The 21,619-nt window shown below is 37.2% G+C and carries 13 protein-coding genes; all 13 read left to right on the top strand.

From position 1 onward, the window contains the following. Window positions 1-214: 214 nt before the first annotated feature. The 13 genes from NBT05_RS01770 (at window position 215) to NBT05_RS01710 (ending at window position 21,602) form a co-directional block, all read left to right on the top strand. Window positions 215-2,899 (top strand): T9SS type A sorting domain-containing protein, encoded by a 2,685-nt coding sequence (locus NBT05_RS01770; RefSeq protein WP_265771706.1) that lies wholly within the window; start codon window positions 215-217, stop codon window positions 2,897-2,899. Between the two features lie 288 nt (window positions 2,900-3,187). Beyond that, window positions 3,188-4,210, top strand: a complete 1,023-nt coding sequence (gene ruvB / locus NBT05_RS01765) for a Holliday junction branch migration DNA helicase RuvB (RefSeq protein ID WP_265771705.1) — start codon at window positions 3,188-3,190, stop codon at window positions 4,208-4,210. A 47-nt stretch (window positions 4,211-4,257) separates the two neighbouring features. After that, the gene (locus NBT05_RS01760; RefSeq protein ID WP_265771704.1) at window positions 4,258-5,592 is read left to right on the top strand and encodes a cytochrome P450; all 1,335 of its coding nucleotides are present in this window, start codon (window positions 4,258-4,260) and stop codon (window positions 5,590-5,592) included. Window positions 5,593-5,597: 5 nt separating this feature from the next. Continuing rightward, complete coding sequence (gene queG / locus NBT05_RS01755; RefSeq protein ID WP_265771703.1) at window positions 5,598-6,524, top strand: tRNA epoxyqueuosine(34) reductase QueG; 927 nt, start codon at window positions 5,598-5,600, stop codon at window positions 6,522-6,524. Window positions 6,525-6,707: 183 nt separating this feature from the next. Then, window positions 6,708-9,005, top strand: a complete 2,298-nt coding sequence (locus NBT05_RS01750) for an NADP-dependent malic enzyme (RefSeq protein WP_265771702.1) — start codon at window positions 6,708-6,710, stop codon at window positions 9,003-9,005. 249 nt (window positions 9,006-9,254) lie between these two features. Further along, window positions 9,255-9,836, top strand: a complete 582-nt coding sequence (ruvA, locus tag NBT05_RS01745) for a Holliday junction branch migration protein RuvA (protein WP_265771701.1) — start codon at window positions 9,255-9,257, stop codon at window positions 9,834-9,836. A gap of 137 nt (window positions 9,837-9,973) precedes the next feature. Further along, on the top strand, window positions 9,974-17,095 hold the full coding sequence (gene sprA / locus NBT05_RS01740) for a cell surface protein SprA (RefSeq protein ID WP_265771700.1): 7,122 nt from the start codon (window positions 9,974-9,976) through the stop codon (window positions 17,093-17,095). A gap of 340 nt (window positions 17,096-17,435) precedes the next feature. Next, a complete protein-coding gene (gene gcvH / locus NBT05_RS01735; RefSeq protein ID WP_265771699.1) occupies window positions 17,436-17,816 on the top strand; it encodes a glycine cleavage system protein GcvH in 381 nt (126 codons plus the stop codon). Continuing rightward, window positions 17,788-18,195, top strand: coding sequence for a VanZ family protein (locus tag NBT05_RS01730; RefSeq protein ID WP_265771698.1), 408 nt, complete (start codon window positions 17,788-17,790; stop codon window positions 18,193-18,195). The genes gcvH and NBT05_RS01730 overlap by 29 nt, the downstream gene beginning before the upstream one ends. 120 nt (window positions 18,196-18,315) lie before the next feature. Next, window positions 18,316-19,041 (top strand): energy transducer TonB, encoded by a 726-nt coding sequence (locus NBT05_RS01725; RefSeq protein WP_265771697.1) that lies wholly within the window; start codon window positions 18,316-18,318, stop codon window positions 19,039-19,041. Window positions 19,042-19,201: 160 nt separating this feature from the next. Continuing rightward, window positions 19,202-19,954 (top strand): energy transducer TonB, encoded by a 753-nt coding sequence (locus tag NBT05_RS01720; RefSeq protein WP_265771696.1) that lies wholly within the window; start codon window positions 19,202-19,204, stop codon window positions 19,952-19,954. 164 nt (window positions 19,955-20,118) lie between these two features. Beyond that, window positions 20,119-21,030 (top strand): heme o synthase, encoded by a 912-nt coding sequence (gene cyoE / locus NBT05_RS01715; protein WP_265771695.1) that lies wholly within the window; start codon window positions 20,119-20,121, stop codon window positions 21,028-21,030. Continuing rightward, complete coding sequence (locus NBT05_RS01710; protein ID WP_265771694.1) at window positions 21,021-21,602, top strand: cytochrome c oxidase subunit 3; 582 nt, start codon at window positions 21,021-21,023, stop codon at window positions 21,600-21,602. The genes cyoE and NBT05_RS01710 overlap by 10 nt, the downstream gene beginning before the upstream one ends. Window positions 21,603-21,619: the final 17 nt, after the last annotated feature.

Genomic DNA, 21,619 nt, shown 5'->3' with positions numbered 1-21,619 from the left:
AAATATACTGGTAGTGCAGTACCCCAAATTTATAATTCCTTAGATGTAATATTTTAAAATTTAATCAACTTTTGATTAAGCCATAAAAAGATGCTAATCTGACTTAGTAAAAGTTCAGGTATTTTAAGACAAACATTTAACTAATGTTGTTTTTAAAAAATGTAGTTGAATTTTTAAAGGCTTGGTTTTTATTAACACTTAAATAGTTAAAATCATGAAAATCTTTACCTTACGACAATGTCTATTGTTGTTCTTAACTTTAGTTTGCACTTCTTTTTTAGGTAGGGCTCAATTTGAAAAGTTAATACCAAATAATACGGTTACACATAAAGCAGAAAAAAGTGGGAATTGGAACGATCCTACCATATGGAGTAGCAAGAAAGTACCAACCACCTCTTCAATAGTATTAATTCCTAAAGGCACTACTGTAAACTATAACGTATATAGCGACGCTCATATATTTGCCATCAGAAATGACGGAACCCTTCATTTTTTTTCCCCTAAACGAAAGAAGAGAAAGCTTATCGTTGATACTTTTGTAAATTCAGCAGATTCTTATTTGAATATAAATGCAGGTCAAAACTCAAATGGTACCATAGAAATTATTTTAAAAGCCTTTGATATTGAAAGAAAAAAGAAAGGTCAGATAGGTGGTTTTCCATGGAACAACAGAGCAAAAGCTCATTATTCGGATGGAAAAAGAGTAACTGATCATTTTGGTAAGAGGTTTCCAAATGACGGTCCGGGGGTATTAGGAAGATATGGTTGGGATCCAAGACAAGCCTCTATTACTTTAATGACATGGGGAAAGGTTAGGATTAACGGTATTAATAAATTAGACTTTTCCGAATGTAGTAAGGATGTCCTAAAAAATCAACGTAAGATCACCTTAAAAAAGAACCCTTGGGGATGGAGAGTAGGAGATTCTATAGTACTAGGAGGAACTAAGGGTAGAGAAAATGAAACCTTTGCTATCAAATCAATTTCAGGAAGAATTGTTGAAGTTGATCGGAATATAAAGTACGATCATAAAGGAATGACCTTGGATGGTAAAAGGTACTTTACTTATACAGCAAACCTGACCAGAAATATAGTAGTAAGATCAGCTTTTACAGGTATTGAAGAAAACCTTACCAGACGGGGTCATGTCATGTTTATGTTTAATGGGGATGTAGACGTTAAAAATGCCTTATTTAAAGATTTAGGAAGAACCGATAAAAGTAACATTCTTGACGATTTTAAACTGGGAGTGCCGGTATTATCAGGAACTGGTAACAATGCAGACATTGATTTCCCCAATATGGTCGAAGGTAAGATGGAAGACAATCCTTCTAAGATAGAAAATCAACGAGGCCGGTATGCACTTCATTTCCATAAATCCTTAAGAGGTAAAAATAAAGGTCGCTTAATACAAGCAACAGGAAATGTAGTATGGGGATCTCCAGGTTGGGGAATGGTTCACCATGATAGTCATGCTAATTTTTCAGAAAATGTAGTTTTAGAAATATCAGGAGGTTCTATGATTGCAGAAAGTGGTTCTGAGACCGGTATTTGGAGTAATAATTACGTTGCCGGAGGTGGTGAAAAAAGAAAAAAAGTTGGTCCTGGCGAAATTACAATTTCAGCTCAGATTCGTAGAACAACACGTTCTGTACTCGATGACGATTTTAGAGGAAGCGCAGGGTATGGTTTGCAGGGTAGAGCTGTTGAAATGGTAAATAATGTTGCTTCCAGTGTGGGGGTTGCTTATCATTATCAAGGAAGTGGTGAAAACACCATTGTAGCTGATAAAGTAGATACAAGCGTATTTGCTGCAAATGGTAAAGTAAACCCATTTCCTTTCACGAAAGATGTGGTTAGAACAGCAGTACCCTTAATTAGATTTGACGGCAATAGAGCTTTTAATTGCGGTGACGGCTTTAAATCTCAGGGTAGAGTCACAGGTGCTTTTAATAGAGTACTTTCTGTAGTTTCCAATATGGTCGTATGGAATTCAAATAGGTTTGGAGCGTATATCTCTTCTAATTTTGGCTATTTAGTAAAAGACTCAAAATTTCATGGTATGCGGGGTAGTTCGCAATCCACCGGTGTACTTACTCAAACCAATTCTGACAATATTAATTTTAACAATGTAACCTTTTATAATTATGAAAGAGTAGGAGTAAACGTAAATGCTAAACCTAACTTTTCACAAAATAATGAGAACGCCCGGTTTATTTATAACAATGTAAAGTGGAAGGATAGTCCTCGTAACTTCAAACCATATAAAGACAACACCAGTAATCAGATCGTCGTAAAGAATATGAAGGTTGATCCTAGGGCTAAAGTTACTTTTAAGAAAAGTAGTAATATGGATGATGAAGTTGATGTTAACAGAGATTTTAAATTTACTATTCGTGGAACGGTCACTGATCAGGCTGGTAGCACCCAGTTTGCACATTATACGCCAAAACTGGAACCTACCTTACAAAGAACCTATAATTTTGGGAATGCATCCAGATTGAGGCGAGAATTCTTAAATGGAAGAACCCTAAGAACAGATAAAAGAGGTAAATATGTGGTGTTCAATGAATTTATGTCTGATAGACTAACCGGTAGGCCTACGGCAGTTCCTCTTAAGATATACGTGAAAGGATATAATCCGACAAACAGAAGTGCTACGCCAGAAGATGCCATCTCTATATACCCTAATCCTACCAATGAGTTAATCAACATAACTGGTGTATTCAACAACGAAGTTATCAAGATTTATGATGTTTTAGGAGTACTTAAAAGAGAAATTCTAAGTAATCAAGAGACCATGTCTATTAATATCAATGATTTACCATCAGGAGTTTATTTTGTTTCTGTAAAATCAGAAGATAATAAAGGTATCACCAGAAAGATTATTAAAAACTAAGAGTAACAAGTAGTATAATAACATCAACTAATATAACATATGAAGCGGCCCGATACATTTCAGGTCGCTTTTTACTTTTTAGAAAGTAATTTGACATGTTTACATTCATAATATTCTAATATTGATTTTCAATAGTATAGTAATTAGTCTTAATCTTGTATTCTAAAAGCGATAGTGATCTTAAATCTTTACCGATACTTATGTATTTCAATCGATAACAACAATCTGTTCCTTTTTAAAACCCTATCTTTTCCAGTATCTTTGTAAGATCAGAATTGCTATGATGCTATGAATGAAAACCTGGATCCTTCAACAGAAAATTTTTCTAAAGAAGAATTAGATATTGAAAAAGCCTTACGCCCCCTGGAATTTGAAGATTTTACCGGGCAAGATCAGGTGTTAGAAAATCTTCAAATCTTTGTACAGGCAGCCAATTTAAGAGGTGAAGCCCTCGATCATACTCTTTTTCACGGCCCCCCGGGATTAGGAAAAACCACCCTTGCCCATATCTTAGCTAATGAACTTTCGGTAGGCATTAAAGTAACTTCCGGTCCGGTTCTAGATAAACCCGGCGATCTGGCCGGATTATTAACAAACCTGGATGACCGGGATGTGCTATTCATTGATGAAATTCATCGGTTAAGCCCTATTGTAGAAGAATATTTATATTCTGCGATGGAAGATTATAAAATTGATATTATGATCGAAAGTGGACCTAACGCCCGTACCGTTCAGATCAATCTGAATCCTTTTACCCTGGTAGGTGCCACCACAAGATCCGGATTATTAACCGCACCTATGCGAGCACGATTCGGGATACAATCTCGTCTACAATATTATACGACAGAACTTTTATCCACGATCGTAGAACGTAGCGCCCATATCCTAAAAGTTCCGATTACGATGGAAGCTGCTATAGAAATTGCAGGGCGAAGCCGGGGTACGCCCAGGATTGCAAATGCCCTGTTACGACGCGTTCGGGATTTTGCACAAATTAAAGGAAACGGTAAAATAGATATAGAAATATCAAGATTTGCCTTAAAAGCCCTTAATGTAGACGCACACGGATTAGATGAAATGGATAATAAAATCCTGACCACCCTAATTGATAAATTTAAAGGTGGTCCGGTAGGGATTACCACCTTAGCCACTGCCGTAAGTGAAAGTGCTGAGACTATCGAAGAAGTTTACGAACCTTTTTTAATTCAGCAAGGCTTTATTATGCGCACACCAAGAGGAAGAGAGGTAACCGAAGCAGCCTATAAACACCTGGGTAAATTAAAACCAGGCATTCAGGGTGGATTATTTTAGCAGTCAGCAGTAAGTAGTACATATATCAAATAAAATTAGAAAGTAAGATGTCCGGTAGAACTATTCCTAAAGTATCCTTTTTTGAAGTATTACAAAATGCACAACGCATTTTAAAAGACCCCTTACCTTTTCATAAAGATAATTTTAAAAAATTTGGAAACCTATTTGAAGTAAACCTGGGGTTTGGTAAAAAGATAGTCTTTACCCGAGATGCAGGATTGGCAAAGCACACCTTACAACTCAATCATAAAAAATACCATAAATCTCCGTTAAATACCAGGGAATTAACACGATACATTGGGAACGGTTTACTTACCTCAAATGGTGAATACTGGAAACAACAACGCCGTCTGATTCAACCCGCTTTTTACAAGAAAAAATTAGACCAGATTGCCATCATTATTCAGAATGCAGTAAAAGAAGAAATTGGTAAAATACCCAAAGAAAAAAAGGTAAACCTCTTGCCTTATATGGCTGACTTGGCTTTTAATGTGGTAGCCAAGTCCTTATTTAGTTATAAAGAAATTGGTAGTAATATGTCAAGATTGCAACATATTACCGAAGCTGCGCAGAAATCCTTGGTACGTGAAATACGCCAGCCTTATAATAAATGGTGGTTCTTTTTAAGTGGGCAAGTACGCAGTTCGAAGCTACTATCTGAGGAATCCCGAACTATTCTTCGTGAGATTATTGAAGAACGCCGGGCTTCAAAAGAAGAATTTGATGACCTGCTGGATATGCTATTATCTTCTACCTATGAGGACGGTTCAAAAATGACTACCAATCAATTAATTGATGAAATTTTAATTTTGTTCGTGGCCGGGCATGAAACAACTGCCAATGCACTCACTTTCGCATTTCAATTATTAGGGCAACACCAGGAAATTCAGGAGAAAATTGTAGAGGAGTCAAAAGGCGTTCCGGAAGTCATGGATCAATTAATGGAAGTATTTAAAAGTGCTCCGTATACCATCCAGTGTATTGAAGAAACAATGCGTTTGTATCCACCTGCTTATTTTTCAGATCGAATTGCTATTAAAAATGATGAGTATGAAGACCTAAAAATTAAAAAAGGAACTACTTTTTTATTTTCTTTTTATGAAATACATAGGGACGAACGTTTTTGGGAGAACCCAGAAGCCTTTAACCCGGATCGGATGCATACAGATCATAAAAAACAATACGCTAATCATTACTTTCCCTTTGGCGCAGGGCCCCGCATGTGTGTAGGTAGTAATTTTGCCATGTTTGAAATGGTTGCCACTTTACTTGAGGTAGTTAAAAATTACAAAATCACCACCGAGGAGCAGGTTATCAAAATCAATCCGTTAATTACGCTTAAACCTAAAAATGCCTTTGTTACCCTAACATCGAGAGCCTAATTGAAATGGACAACAAATCGGCGTACACCCAGTTAATTAAAAATGAAGCCAAAAGGTTGGGGTTTTTATCTTGTGGGGTCAGTAAAGCCGAATTTCTGGAAGAAGAAGCACCACGATTAGAAAAATGGTTACAAAACGCTTATCATGGCAAAATGAAGTATATGGAAAATCATTTTGACAAACGCCTTGACCCAACCTTGTTAGTTCCGGATTCAAAAAGTGTAGTTTCTCTTCTATATAATTACTATACTCCGGAACTACAAAAAGACCCTGAAGCACCTAAAATTTCGAAATATGCTTACGGTCAGGATTATCACTTTGTGATTAAAGATAAATTAAAAGAACTGCTTTCTTTTATCCGGGAAGAAATCGGCGAAGTAGGAGGAAGGGCTTTTGTAGATTCGGCACCGGTATTAGACAAAGCCTGGGCGGTAAAAAGCGGACTGGGTTGGGCAGGAAAACATAGTAATGTCCTGACTCAAAAAGTAGGTTCTTTTTACTTTATTGCCGAATTAATTATTGACCTGGAATTAAATTACGATCATCCGGTAACCGATCATTGTGGGAGTTGTACCCATTGTATTGATGCATGTCCCACACAGGCAATCGTAGAACCCTATGTAGTGGATGGCAGTAAATGTATTTCTTATTTTACGATCGAATTAAAAGAAGAATTACCTAAGGAAGTAGCGGGTAGTTTTGATAATTGGATGTTTGGGTGTGATGTATGCCAGGATGTTTGCCCCTGGAATCGATTTTCAAAACCACATCAAGAACCCCTTTTTAATCCGCATCCCGAATTATTATCTAAAAGTAAAAAAGACTGGGAGGAGATTACACAAGAAGTTTTTTCAGAAATATTCAAAAAATCAGCGGTAAAACGAACTAAATTTTCCGGTTTGAAAAGAAATATGGATTTTTTAAAAAGGTAAGATATAACAACTTTCCTCTTTCTATTCGTATATTCTTACTTGTACTAAGTACTACCGAAATAAGAGGTGTAATAGAAAGTAAGCTTTTTAATATCAGGATACCTCTTAAAATGTTATTTTTATCACCCGATCGGTAAAATCGGTTATATAACAACCTAAACAATACAAATTTAAAATTCTGCAATGAGCATTGAAAGCAAGCGTAAAGAAGCATTACTTTATCATGAAAAACCGACCCCCGGTAAAATAAAAGTCGTTCCAACTAAAAAGTATGCAACCCAGCGTGATTTATCTTTAGCCTATTCTCCCGGTGTAGCCGAACCTTGTTTAGAAATAGAAAAAAATCCGAACGATGTCTACAAGTATACCGCCAAAGGGAATCTGGTAGCAGTAATATCTAACGGTACTGCGGTTCTGGGATTAGGAGATATTGGCCCGGAAGCATCCAAACCGGTGATGGAAGGAAAAGGCTTACTTTTTAAGATCTTTGCAGACATTGATGTTTTTGATATTGAAGTAGATACTAAGGATGTAGATGCTTTTATAGAGACTGTAAAAAATATAGCTCCTACCTTTGGTGGCATTAATCTGGAAGATATCAAAGCTCCTGAGGCTTTTGAAATCGAACGGCGATTAAAAGAAGAACTGGATATCCCGGTAATGCACGATGACCAACACGGAACGGCTATTATCTCCGCCGCTGCATTGCTTAACGCATTAGAACTTGCTGATAAAAAAATAGAAGAAGTCACCATTGTCGTAAGTGGTGCCGGAGCTGCGGCTATTTCCTGTACAAAACTATATAAAGCTTTCGGAGCTTCCGAAGCGAATATTGTAATGACGGATAGTAAAGGAGTGATACGAAAAGACCGTACGAACCTAACTCCCGAAAAAGCGGAATTTGCAACAACCCGGGATTTACATACGTTAGAAGATGCTATGCGCAATGCCGATGTATTTATAGGCTTATCTATGGCAAACCTGGTATCTGCTGATATGCTTAAGAGTATGAACGACAATCCGATTGTCTTCGCTATGGCAAACCCAGATCCCGAAATAGAATACGAAACGGCTATCCAAACACGAAAAGATGTAATCATGGCAACAGGTCGTAGTGATCATCCTAACCAGGTAAATAATGTACTGGGATTTCCTTTTATCTTTAGAGGTGCTTTAGACGTAAGGGCAACTGCAATTAACGAAGAAATGAAAATGGCGGCGGTAATAGCCCTGGCAGAATTAGCCAAAGACCCCGTACCTGAACAGGTGAATATTGCCTATGGTAAAACCCGGTTAAACTTTGGTAGGGATTATATTATCCCGAAACCTTTTGACCCCCGGTTAATTTCAAAGATTCCACCTGCGGTAGCAAAAGCAGCGATTAAAAGTGGCGTCGCCAGGGAACCTATTCAGGATTGGCAAGCCTATACGGATCAGTTACTGGAAAGAATGGGGAATGATAACAAGCTGGTTCGTTTATTATTAGACCGGGCAAAGTCCAATCCGAAACGGGTGGTATTTGCAGAAGGGGATCACCTGGATGTCCTAAAAGCAGCCCAAACCGTATGGGATGAGGGTATTGCCATCCCCGTGTTATTAGGGCATAAAAAGGTAATTCTGGAACTGATGAAAGAATTGGATTTCGATGCTTCCGAAGTTGAAATTATAGACCCAAAACTAGATGAAGAACGCGAGCGTCGCGAGCGTTATGCCCAGGAATACTGGAAAGAAAAAAGCAGAAAAGGCATTACCTTATATGGCGCCAGAAGACGCATGCGCGAACGTAATTATTTTGCCGCCATGATGGTAAAAGAAGGAGATGCTGATGCACTGCTCTCAGGATATTCACGGAGTTATCCTACCGTAGTAAAACCAATGTTAGACCTGATTGGTCTTGCAAAAGGAGCTACCCGGATCGCAGCGGTAAACGTGATGGTCACTGAAAAAGGCCCTCTATTTATCAGTGATACTTCTATTAACATTGATCCCAGCGCTACTGAATTGGCAAAAATTGCCCAAATGACTGCTAAAACGGTAGAAATGTTCGGAATGGATCCGGTCATAGCCATGATCTCGTATACTAATTTTGGTTCATCGGGTCATCCTAATGCCACTAAAATTAAAGATGCAGTAGCCTATTTACATCGGTATTATCCGCATTTAACGGTAGATGGTGAATTGCAAATGGACTTTGCTTTAAATAAAAACATGCGACAGGATAAATTTCCATTCTCAAAATTAAATGGAAAAAAAGTAAATACGTTGATCTTTCCAAACCTGGATGCCGCTAATAGCACCTATAAAATGTTAAAAGAATTAAACGGAGCAGATTCTATCGGCCCTATTATGATGGGTATGAAAAGCCCGGTGCATATTTTACAATTAGGGGCTAGCGTAGATGAAATGATCAATATGGCTGCTGTTGCGGTAGTCGATGCACAAGAAAAAGAAAAGAAATTACGGGAACAAACAGGTTCTTAAGGATTTCTTAATTAATTATTAAAATGTAAATGTATATTTGCCAGATTCTTATTGGTAATAAGAAGTATATTGCCTAAAGCTTTTACAAACACAGGTAAAGCTCAAATTGTTTGTAGGGCTAAGCTAAGAAGACAGGTATTTTGATAATTTTAAATCTGAGGATTTGGATGGGGATTAAGGTATAGCTAGAAATATCTTTATATTACATAAATTTAATTTGGTTGTACGATTTCGGTAAAATGATAAGTGATGATTACACATTTAAAAGGTAAACTAATTGAGAAAAATCCTACGGATCTTGTGATAGATTGCAATGGGGTAGGATACAAAGTAAATATTTCTTTACATACTTATTCATTACTTCCAGATCAGGAAGCTGTAATGGTATATACGCATTTACAGGTTAAAGAAGATGCTCATACCTTATACGGTTTTATGGAAAAATCCGAAAGGGAAATCTTTAGGTTACTTATTTCGGTTTCCGGAATTGGTACAAGTACCGCCCGAACCATGCTATCATCACTGCACCCTGACCAAATTAAAGAAGCGATCGCCGGAAACGATGTAGCGACAGTTCAGTCCATTAAAGGAATCGGGGCAAAAACAGCGCAACGAATCATTTTAGACCTTAAAGATAAAATTCTTAAAGTTTACAATATAGACGAAGTTTCGGTATCTAAGAGCAATACTAATAAAGATGAAGCGTTATCTGCTTTAGAAACCCTTGGATTTAATCGCAAAATTGCTGAAAAAGTGGTAGATCGTGTTTTAAAAAATACTCCGTCCGAATCCGTAGAAAATATTATTAAACTTGCACTAAAAAATTTATAGTACTGTTGAATATTATAGGTAAGCTACATTACAGGTATGTTAATTTTCTGTGCTTAATCGTTCTATCTTGTCTAGGTAGTACGCTATACGGGCAGGAAAATGAGACAATTCGGGATTCTACCAGTACTACTTATTCTATGGGGGAATTAACGCTTCCTAATCCGGATAGCATTATTAATAAATATGAATACGATCCGGTTACTAATAAATATATTTACCGTGAAATTCTCGGGGATTTTAATGTGCAATACCCTTTGTTTTTAACACCTAAAGAATTTGAATCCCTGATCGAACAAGAACAGCGCAGCACCTATTTCAGGGATAAGATCAAAGCTTTCAGTGGTAAAACGGAAGGAAGCGAAGAAGCCCGAAAAAATTTATTACCTATATTTTACGTAAATAATGATTTTTTTAAAACAATCTTCGGAAGTGATGCTATAGAAATTATTCCACAAGGTTCTGCAGAGATAGATTTAGGTTTTTTGTATACTAAACAAGAAAATCCTTCTTTCGCCCCGGACAGGGAAGACCAGTTTACCTTTGACTTTGACCAGCGAATCAGCCTGGGTTTATTAGGTAAAATTGGTACCCGACTTCAGATCAATGCAAATTTTGATACTCAATCTACCTTTGATTTTCAAAATCAAATAAAATTAGAATATACTCCAACTGAAGATGATATTATCCAGAGTATTGAAGTAGGTAATGTAACCATGCCTATCAACAATTCACTCATACAAGGGTCTCAAAGTTTATTTGGAGCTAAAATTGGTATGCAATTCGGGCGGACTAGCGTAACTGCTGTATATTCTGACCAAAATTCGGAAACCCGCTCGGTAAGTGTAGAAGGTGGGGGTACCGTTGAGAGATTTGAAATTTTTGCTGCGAATTACGATCAAGATCGGCACTATTTTTTAAGTCACTATTTCCGGGATACGTATGATCAGTCACTGACTAATTATCCGTTTATCAATAGTAACGTACAGATCACCCGTATTGAAGTTTGGGTAACGAATCGGGCAACAAATGCGCAAACGCTTAGCGACGCCAGAAATATTGTGGCTTTACAGGATTTAGGAGAAGCGCCGGTAACCGGTAATTTTAATATTCCGACAAGCCTTTTTAATGTAAGCGGAGGTGCCTTACCGGATAACGGTAATAATGACCTGGATCCTTTTGCCATTAGTCCTTCAGGGCCGGTTACGCCCACCGTTCGGAGAATAGCACAGGCACAACAGGGTTTTGTAGGACCTATTGCAAACTTTAATGAAGGTTTTGATTATGCCATTCTTGAAAATGCCAAGCAATTAAGTCCTAACGAATATACCTTAAACCCACAATTAGGGTATATTTCTTTAAACCAGCGGTTGAGCAACGATGAATTACTGGCGGTTGCTTTTCAATATACGGTGGGAGGACGCGTATTTCAAGTAGGGGAATTTGCTAATGATGGAGTGGACGCTACGGATGCTAATGCAAGCATCAATGCCGACGGGACTACTAATACGAATCAGACCCAAGGTAATAGTCAAAGTCTGGTCGTAAAAATGCTTCGTAGTCCAATTGTGAATGTAGATCGTCCGATTTGGGATTTGATGATGAAAAACATATACAATACCGGTGCTTTTAGTATTGATCCTGCGGATTTTAGGATGAATATTGTATATAAAAATCCTTCTCCCTTAAATTATCTGGAAGATGTAGAAGGTGATGATTTGTTATTACCGGATGATGTGGAAGATACCCGGTTACTTCGGGTTTTTCAAATGGATAGATTAAACCCTAATAGCGATCCTGTATTGGGGGGTGACGGTTTTTTTGACTACGTACCAGGAATTACCATTGACCCGGAAAACGGTCGTATAATTTTTACTACCGTAGAACCTTTTGGTCAGCATTTATTTAATAAACTGGATAATGACGGAGTACGTAATCCGGCAGATTATGATAGTCCTAACCAGATGGCTTATAATGCAAATCAATTGCAATACGTTTACCGTTCTTTGTATAATACAACTCAGGTAATTGCCGAACAGGAAGAAGCAGATAAAAACCTTTTTCAGTTACGAGGAAGCTATAAATCTTCCGGACAGGATGGTATTTCTTTGGGAGCATTTAACGTACCCCAGGGATCGGTAACAGTAACTGCCGGAGGGCGAGTGTTGCAGGAAGGTACGGATTATACGGTTAATTATCAATTGGGGCGGGTGACTATCCTGGATGAAGCGCTGTTAGCTTCTAATGTACCTATTGATGTTTCTACGGAAAATAATGCCGTATTTGGACAGAATCAAAAACGTTTTGCCGGAATTGACGTAGAACATAAATTTAGTGAGGACTTGATTTTGGGAGCTACTTTTTTAAATTTAAAAGAACGTCCGATTACCCAAAAAGCTACCTATAGCTTTGAACCTATCAACAATACATTGGTAGGATTTAATCTTAATTATAATACCGAAATACCTTTTTTAACCCGGATGGTCAATAAGTTACCCAACATAGATACCGATGTGCCTTCTAATGTTTCTATCCGGGCTGAGGGAGCGTATTTATTTGCAAATGCGCCCAGTCGAACCGATTTTGACGGAAGAGTCACCAGTTATGTTGATGACTTTGAAGGAGCACAAACGACAATTGATGTTAGTTCTGCACTTTCCTGGGAATTGTCCAGTGTTCCGATAGGTTTTGGGCAAGGTAATGCAGGAACCGTACAGTCAGGTATTGAATCAGGATATAGACGGGCTAAAATGTCCTGGTATCAGATTGCACCTAATTTTTATCAGGGAAATCGTCCGGACGGAGTAAGTGATCAGGATATTCAAGGTAATACAGCCAGGCGTATTCTTAACAATGAAATATTTCCGCAGGAACAAATTGTACCTGGGCAAACTCAAGCGTTATTTTCTTTAGATATTAACTATAACCCTACTGAAAGGGGACCGTATAACTTTAACCCACGGTATGCCCCGGATAGCAATAATCCTCCTAATCCGGAAGATAATTTTGGAGGGATTATCCGTCAGTTAACTTCTACTAATTTTGAACAATCAAATGTCGAGTTTATTGAATTCTGGTTGATGGATCCGTTTTATGATAATAATGGGACGCAAGAACCTTTAACGCAGGATACTAGTGGTACTATTGTATTTAATTTAGGAAATATTAGTGAAGATGTCTTAAAAGACGGAAGAAAGCAGTTTGAAAACGGACTGCCTACCTCCGCTGGGAATACAGCTGTCATCGAATCGGATTATGCCAGAGTACCGGCAAATCAATCTTTAGTCTACGCCTTTGATAGTGATGGTCAGGATCGGGTTAATCAGGATGCTGGTTTTGATGGTTTAACTGATGAAGCTGAGAGAATAAAATATCCGGCATTTAGTTCGTTAGAAGATCCTTCTGCAGATAATTTTGAATATTTTTTACAGGCTTCCGGATCTGTTCTTGAACGTTACGAAAACTTTAATGGTACCGAAGGAAACTCTCCGGTAGCTTTTGGTGATACAGATCGGGGGAGTACCACCTTCCCTACGGCTGAAGATGTAAACCGGGATAATACCATGAATACTATTGATAGTTATTTTGAATACCGCATTCCTATTTTTGATGGAATGAATGTAGGTAACGATGGCGGTACCGGATATATATCTGATGTTCCTGAACCTGTTCCTGTACCACTTGAAGGTGGGGGCACCATAAGTACCCGTTGGATTCGGTTTAAAATTCCAATTTACGAGCCTACGGAGCCATTTAACATAAGTGATTTTAGGTCTATTCGCTTTATGCGTATGTACCTTACCAATTTTGATCAGCCGGTATTGTTACGATTTGCTACCTTAGACTTGATTCGGGGCGACTACCGTAGGTATATTCAACCAGGTAATACTACGAACAATCCTACTTTGGGGATCAACCTAAAAGGGGATGATGTTATTGTGACTTCCGTCAGTGTTGAAGAAACTCCAACGTATCAGTCACCTCCTGGAGTTATCAGGGAATCCCTGGTAAATAATAATACAGAGATTCCGCAGGACGAAAGGTCATTAGCGCTTACCGTTTTAAATCTGAATGATCAGGATAGCAGGGCGGTTTATAAAAATTTTAATATAGACATGCGTCAGTATGAAAACCTGGAAATGTTTTTGCATGCAGAAAGTGTTCCCGGAGAACCCTTACTTAATGATGGAGACTTGTCTGCCTTTATCCGAATGGGAAGTGATTTTACGAATAACTTTTATCAAATAGAAAAAACCCTACAGGTCTCCAGGAGTAATACATCTGCAGAAGATGTGTGGCCGGAAGCAAACGAAATTGATTTACCCCTTAGCTTTTTACAGGAGTTAAAATCCAGAAATATCGGAAGACGACAGGAGCCAGGAGTATTAAATCTGGAAAGTGTACCTGACCGAACTAATTTACAGGCAGGTATTGTCGGTAATCCAAGTATTGGTGATGTCCGTGTTATCATGGTCGGGATTAAAAATAATCGAACCGGACAAACAGTTTCCGGATCGGTTTGGTTTAACGAATTACGTTTAAGTGAATTAAGAAACCGGGGAGGATGGGCTACGGTCGCCAGTATGGATGGTAATATTGCAGATTTTGCAAATGTAAGTTCGTCCGGTAGAATTAGTACGATTGGTTTTGGGGGGATAGAGCAAGGCCCTTTAGAGCGAAGCCTTGAAGATTTAAAAGAATACGATATTACCACAAACCTAAATCTGGGGCAATTACTTCCTAAAAAATGGGGTGTACAGATTCCATTTAATTACAGTAGAGGAGAACAGTTGATAACTCCCTTATATGATCAACTATATGAAGATATAGAATACGAGCAGCAGTTAATCAATGCGGATAACCAGCAAAAACGAGATAGTATTTTTCAAACAAATACAGAATACACTCGAAGACAAAGTGTAAACCTGATCGGATTACGAAAAGAAAGGGTGGGAGATAAAAAGCCAATGCCTTATGATGTTGAAAACCTTACCTTATCAGGTACTTATAACCAGACCGATCATCGAGATTTTGTTATTAAAGAATCACTGGATCAGGATGTCCAGTTAAACGCCACTTACGATTACAGTTTTCAGCCTAAAGAGATTGAACCTTTTAAAAATATCGGATTTTTAAATAAAAGCAAGTACTTCGATTTAATTAAGGATTTTAATTTTAACCTGTTACCTACTTCTCTTTCGGCAAGTTCGACCATTAACAGGCAGTTTAATAAACAACAGTTTAGGGAGGTTAATTTTTTTAATGACGGAGCTGGGGGAGAACTACCGGAATTATTTCAACGTAATTTTCTTTTTGACTGGCAATATGGAATTAACCACAATGTGTCTAAATCCCTAAATATCAATTTCACTTCTTCAAATAACCGGATATTAAAAGATTTTATCGATGATGAAGGAGCTATTCTAAATGAAAATGAAATTGATATCTGGAGCGGACTGTTTGAAGTAGGAGATGCTAACTTTCATAGTCAGCAAATACAGGCTAACTATGAATTACCACTGAACAAAATTCCGTTGTTTAAATTTATACGTTCTACCTATTCCTATACAGCAGACTTTCAATGGACTAAGGGTAGTGAAGCATTAAAAAATATTGATGGGGTTCCGGATCAGGGAAATACCGTTCAGAATTCAAACGCCCATACTTTAAGCAGTAACTTGGATATGAACTCTTTGTACAAATATCTGGGCTTAGTAAAAAAGAAACCGGGTAGAAACCGTGCGGGAAATAAAAATAATGGGTCTCCAGCGCGTACTGGTAAAGACAGCAAGAAATCAGGAACTAAGGATGATAAAGGTCAAAAGGGAAAATCAAAACGTACTAAAAGTAAATTATCTCCGGTAGATAAAGTAGTTAATACAGCCATTGGTTTAGTCACTGCCGTTAAAAAAGTGAGTGTTAATTATCAGGAAAATAACGGAACCTTCTTGCCCGGATATGTCATTGCTCCCGGGTTTGTCGGAACTTTAAAACCAACCACGGCATTTACCTTTGGAAGCCAGGAAGAAGTTAGGGACATTGCAGCAAGAAACGGTTGGTTAACCCTAGATCAAAACTTTAATCAGCAATATCGGGAGACAGAAGACCGAACATTAAATATACAAGCTAATTTAGGGCTCTTAAAAGACTTTAGTGTTGATATTAGTGCTAACCGGGCTTACTCAGAAACCTATAATGAAAATTACCGGGTAGATACGGAAAATAATGATAATCCGTACGTGTCACTATCTCCTAATGTTTTTGGGAATTATAGTATTTCAACCATATTGATTGGAACCTCATTCAAAAAGAGCAGTGCTTTTAATTCCGAAACTTTCGAAGAATTCAAATCAAACCGAGCAATAATTGCACGTAGGTTAGCTCAACAACGGGGACTTCCGGGGGCGGCAAACGGAGAAGCTTTTCCGGTAGGACTTAACGGGACAAACCAAGCAGTATTATTACCTGCATTTTTAGCAGCCTACTCAGGTAAGGATGCAGAAAGTATAAACACCGGGGCATTTCGAGATATTCCATTGCCTAACTGGGATGTAAAATATACCGGATTAATGAATTTAAAATGGTTCAAAAAGAGGTTTAAAAGATTCTCTATCAACCATGCGTACAGATCCAGTTACACCATTAATCAATTCCAAACCAATCTGGATTTTGCAGACCCGTTTTTTACAAATCTTTCTAACCCTAACCTACCTCAATTACCTAATCCGAACGGAGTAGATCAAGGGGGTAATTATAAAAATCCAATTTTATACTCTAATGTAACTCTATCAGAACAGTTTAGTCCGCTGGTACGTCTTGATATGGATATGAAAAATTCAGTGAAACTAACTGCAGAAGTAAAAAGGGATCGAACATTATCTTTAAGTTTTGATAATAACTTACTTACGGAAACTCAGGGGAATGAATATGTAGTCGGAATGGGCTACCGAATCCAGGATTTGACTTTTGTAACTAAAGTAGGAGGAAAGAAAACCACCTTAAAGAGTGATTTGAACTTACGGGCAGACCTTTCTCTACGTCAGAACGAAACCGTGGTACGTTATCTGGATATTGATAATCCTCAGATTACGGCAGGACAAGATATTTATACAATTAAGTTTACGGCAGATTATGCTTTAAGTAAAAACCTGACAGCTTTATTTTTCTACGATCATACTTTTTCTGAATATTCTATCTCAACAGCCTTTCCACAAACTTCAATTCGAAGCGGAATTACATTACGATACAACTTTGGAAATTAAAATTTTTAATTATTAGTATCTGGTTAAATAAGTAAAAGTTTGTAAAGTATATTAAAATAAGGTGATCCCAAATTTTGAAGTATTTGGAAGTTGCTTTTCTACTCTTTTCAAATTAATTTTCAATAATGTAATAATTAGTCTTGATTCTTGATTCTAGAAGCAATAGCGATCTTGATTCTTTATTGGACATTAATTATTCTCAATAGGAATATATCAATAATATCCAGTGCAGTTCATTTATTCCGGCAATAGGTGATATTCTACAGAAATTAGTTTATTTTTCATAGAAATAAGCATTATTTTCGCTGTTAAGAACAGAAGTTTAAATAAAATAAATCAGATGAACGTACCTGCTGAATTAAAATATACTAAAGATCACGAATGGATTAAAATTGACGGAAACGTCGCTATTATTGGTATTACAGATTTTGCCCAGAGTGAGTTGGGTGATATTGTTTACGTAGAAGTAGAAACCGTAGGCGAGACTTTAGAACAGGAAGAGGTTTTTGGGACCGTAGAAGCAGTGAAAACTGTTTCGGATTTGTTTTTACCTTTAACCGGTGAAATTTTAGAATTTAACGAAGAATTAGAAGCAGACCCGGAGTTAGTCAATACCGACCCGTACGGTAAAGGCTGGATGATTAAACTTCAGATTAGTGATGTTTCACAGATCGAATCTTTGTTAACACCAGATGCATATACGGAATTGGTTGGTGCGTAATTTAGTCATATTTGGAGCAGTTGCCTATTCTGCTTTGATCTGTTACCTTTCTATTGGTCGTATTTCGGTACCGGATCAAATTCATTTTAATTATAGCGATAAGATTGGTCATTTTTTGGCTTATTTTGGTTTGACGGTAGTTTGGTTTACCTGTTTTTTCGTTTTGTATAAAAAGAGTAACAATCAAAGCCTGGTTTTCGCTATCTTTTTTTCCGTAATATTTGGAATACTTATGGAGGTTCTGCAATCCTGGTTAACGGATTATCGCACCGCTGACTGGTTTGATATTATGGCAAATACGATTGGAGCTTTACTGGCAGGTATAGCTATTAAGTATAATTTAAAATATATCGAACAAATAAAAAACAGGTGGTGGTAATTACTGCATATACCCCGAAAAATATGTTTTTTAAAAATAAACAAAGCGTACATTTTGGTATAATGCTTGCTTTTTAAAAAAGAAATTAGCTATTTTAGCAATAACAATATCCTATTTAGTATGGAACCGAAGAAAAATCCCAAAGCCGACTTGTCTAAAAGAAGTATTTTATTCTTTCAGTTAGGCCTTATTTTAGTATTGTTTGTTACCTGGCAAGCAATAGAATATAAAACTTATGATAATGTTGCGGTTGATATCGGGCAGTTAAATCTAGATGAACTAGATGAAGAAGACGTACCAATTACTCAGGACTTGAATACGCCACCACCGCCACCGCCACCGCCACCAGCTCCTGAAGTTATTGATGTGGTAGAAGATGAAGAAGAAGTAGAGGAAACTATTATCGAATCTACGGAAACAAATCAGGAAGAAGAAATCGTAGAAATTGAAGAAGTAGAAGATGTAGAGGTAGAAGAAGAAATCGCTGATGTACCTTTTGCAGTAATTGAAAACGTACCTGTTTTCCCGGGATGTGAAAAAGAGTCCGGAAATACTGCGAAGAAGAAGTGTATGAGTGAAAAGGTAAAAAAGTTTGTCAACCGTAAGTTTAATACTGAATTAGGTAGTGAATTAGGCTTATCTGGTGTAAACCGAATTTATGTTCGCTTTAAAATTGATAAAAACGGGAATATTACCGGGGTACAGGCAAGAGGGCCTCACCCAAGGCTTGAAAAAGAAGCACAACGGGTGGTAAATTTATTGCCAAAAATGACTCCGGGTAAACAGCGAGGTAAATCCGTAGGGGTATTATATTCGCTGCCTATCGTATTCCAGGTTCAGGATTAATAAAAAATAAAAATAGACTTAGGTTTATATAACAAAGCTTGTTTGTAAAAAACAGGCTTTTTTTATACTTTCTAACTATAAAAATAATCCCGTAGTCGTGATGGCTACGGGATTTTGGTATGTTTGTTGATTTAGTGTAACTGCAACATTAAAACTAAATATGATGAATAACAAACACGATGCAAATGTACGAAAAAACGGTACTATTAATTTTCAAATCGGCTTAATTGCCAGTTTACTTTTTGTCTTTCTTCTTATAGAGACCTACACCAAAGTTCCTGTAAATTATTCGAAAAAACCTGTACAAACTGTTCCGGAAGAGACCATTCATACCATGGATCGGTTTAAAGTTGAACCCAAAAAGAAAACTTATAAAAAAGTATATGCAAAAGCTAAGAAACCAAAGGAAACTAAAATTCCGGATGAAATTGAAATTATCAAGAATGATGTATTAGAACCGAACAATCATAATAATACGGTTCCTACGGATAATGCGAGTCCGGAAGTTCCTGTAGATACTATAGAAAGTATCCCTAATGATGAAGTTCCGGAAAATGTACCTTTTGTCGCGGTAGAAAGGGTTCCTGTATTTCCGGGTTGCGAAGTTTTGGGATCAAATGAAGAACGTGCTGCATGTTTTAATGAAAAAGTCCGGAAAATAGTGATGCGTAAGTTTAATACCAGCCTGGGAAACAAATATGGACTTACGGGGGCACAGCGAATTCAAGCACAGTTTGATGTAGCCAAAGACGGTAGCATTCAAAATGTAAAAGTAAGAGCTCCGCACCCTAAGTTAGAACAAGAAGCCCGTAGAGTGATTGGGTTATTACCAAATATGATTCCTGGGATGCAACGGGATACTCCGGTAGCCGTAAAGTTTCAATTGCCTATATATTTTAAGGTGGAGGATTGATTAAAAAGAACGCGTATATAGATAACTAAGCAACGGTACAATAAAATTAACTAGTAATAATACAGCTATGTAGAACAGATGTTAAATGTATTTGAATTATATATTAGGGTTGTTTAAATCTATTCTAAGCGGTATCTTTGCACTACCCAAAAAAGAAAGAAAAATTGCAAAATTTAAGTATTACCGAATCCAAAAAATCCATCTCTTCAGCTATTGCTGATTTTAAAGAAATAACAAAAATGCGATTGGCATTAAGTGTTGTTTTTTCTTCGGTAGCCGGATATTTATTAGGTGTTGATGTGGTGGTCTGGAATACGGTAGTACTTTTAAGTCTGGGAGGCTATTTTATGGTAGGGGCATCTAATGCTTTTAATCAGATTATAGAAAGGGATCTGGATAGTTTGATGAATAGAACTAAAAACAGGCCAATTCCCTCCGGAAGAATGTCCGTACAAACTGCTTTTATTATAGCCAGTGTATTTACGTTAGCCGGAATTACCATCCTTTACCTGATCAACCCAAAGACGGCTATGTTTGGGGCTATTTCTATTTTTGTTTACGTTAGTTTGTATACTCCGTTAAAAACAAAAACGCCTTTATCCGTATTTGTAGGAGCCATTCCCGGGGCAATTCCGTTTATGTTAGGTTGGGTGGCGGCTACGAACCATTTTGGGATCGAACCCGGCACTTTATTTATGATTCAGTTTTTCTGGCAGTTCCCGCATTTTTGGGCGATCGGTTGGTTTTTATATGAAGATTATCAAAGAGGAGGATTTTTTATGCTTCCTACCGGAGAACGTAACAAAACCACGGCAGTTCAGATTCTTTTATATACAGGGTGGACGGTAATTACTTCTTTAATCCCGGTTTTTCGGGTTACCGGAGATTTTTATATAACTCCGGTCTCTGCCGGAATTGTTTTAATTTTAGGCTTGTTCTTATTGAATTATGCTTTTAAACTCTATAGAAAGCGAGATGATAAGACAGCTAAACAACTTATGTTAGCGAGTGTAACTTATATTACATTGTTACAGGTGATTTATGTAGGAGATAAATTTTTGAGAGAATGGATCTAACGGAAGGAACAAGAAACGAAAAAGTTGCCAGGTCAAAGAAAACCATGATGTGGTTTGCAATGATCAGTATGACGATGACCTTTGCAGGACTGACCAGTGCCTATGTGGTTAGTAAAAGCAGGGAAGACTGGGCGGTTGATTTACAATTTCCAAATGCTTTTATTACCAGTTTATTTATTATTCTCTTGAGTAGTGCAACGTTATACGCAGCTAAATTCTTTATACAAAAGGAGAATCAAAAACTAGCGACCTTATTAATTATAGGTACGTTTCTTCTGGCAATTAATTTTGTAGTGTTGCAATTTATAGGTTTTGAAGATATGATGGGGCAGGGATATCATTTTACCGGGCCTACTTCTAATATTGTATCTACCTTTATGTTTATCATTATAGCTACCCATTTAGTGCATGTTGCCGGAGGACTCATTGTATTAACAGTAGTTTTAATCAATCAGTTCCGAAATAAATACCAGAAGAATAATATGTTAGGTTTGGAAATAGGTTCTATGTACTGGCATTTTGTAGATGTGTTATGGATCTATTTGTTTTTATTTCTATTTTTTATACGCTAATTTCTTTTGAAATAGCA

The organism is Aquimarina sp. ERC-38, from assembly GCF_026222555.1.
Classification (GTDB): Bacteria; Bacteroidota; Bacteroidia; order Flavobacteriales; family Flavobacteriaceae; genus Aquimarina.
The sequence above is the reverse complement of the archived record's forward strand: the minus strand, read 5'-3'. Positions and strand labels throughout refer to the sequence as shown.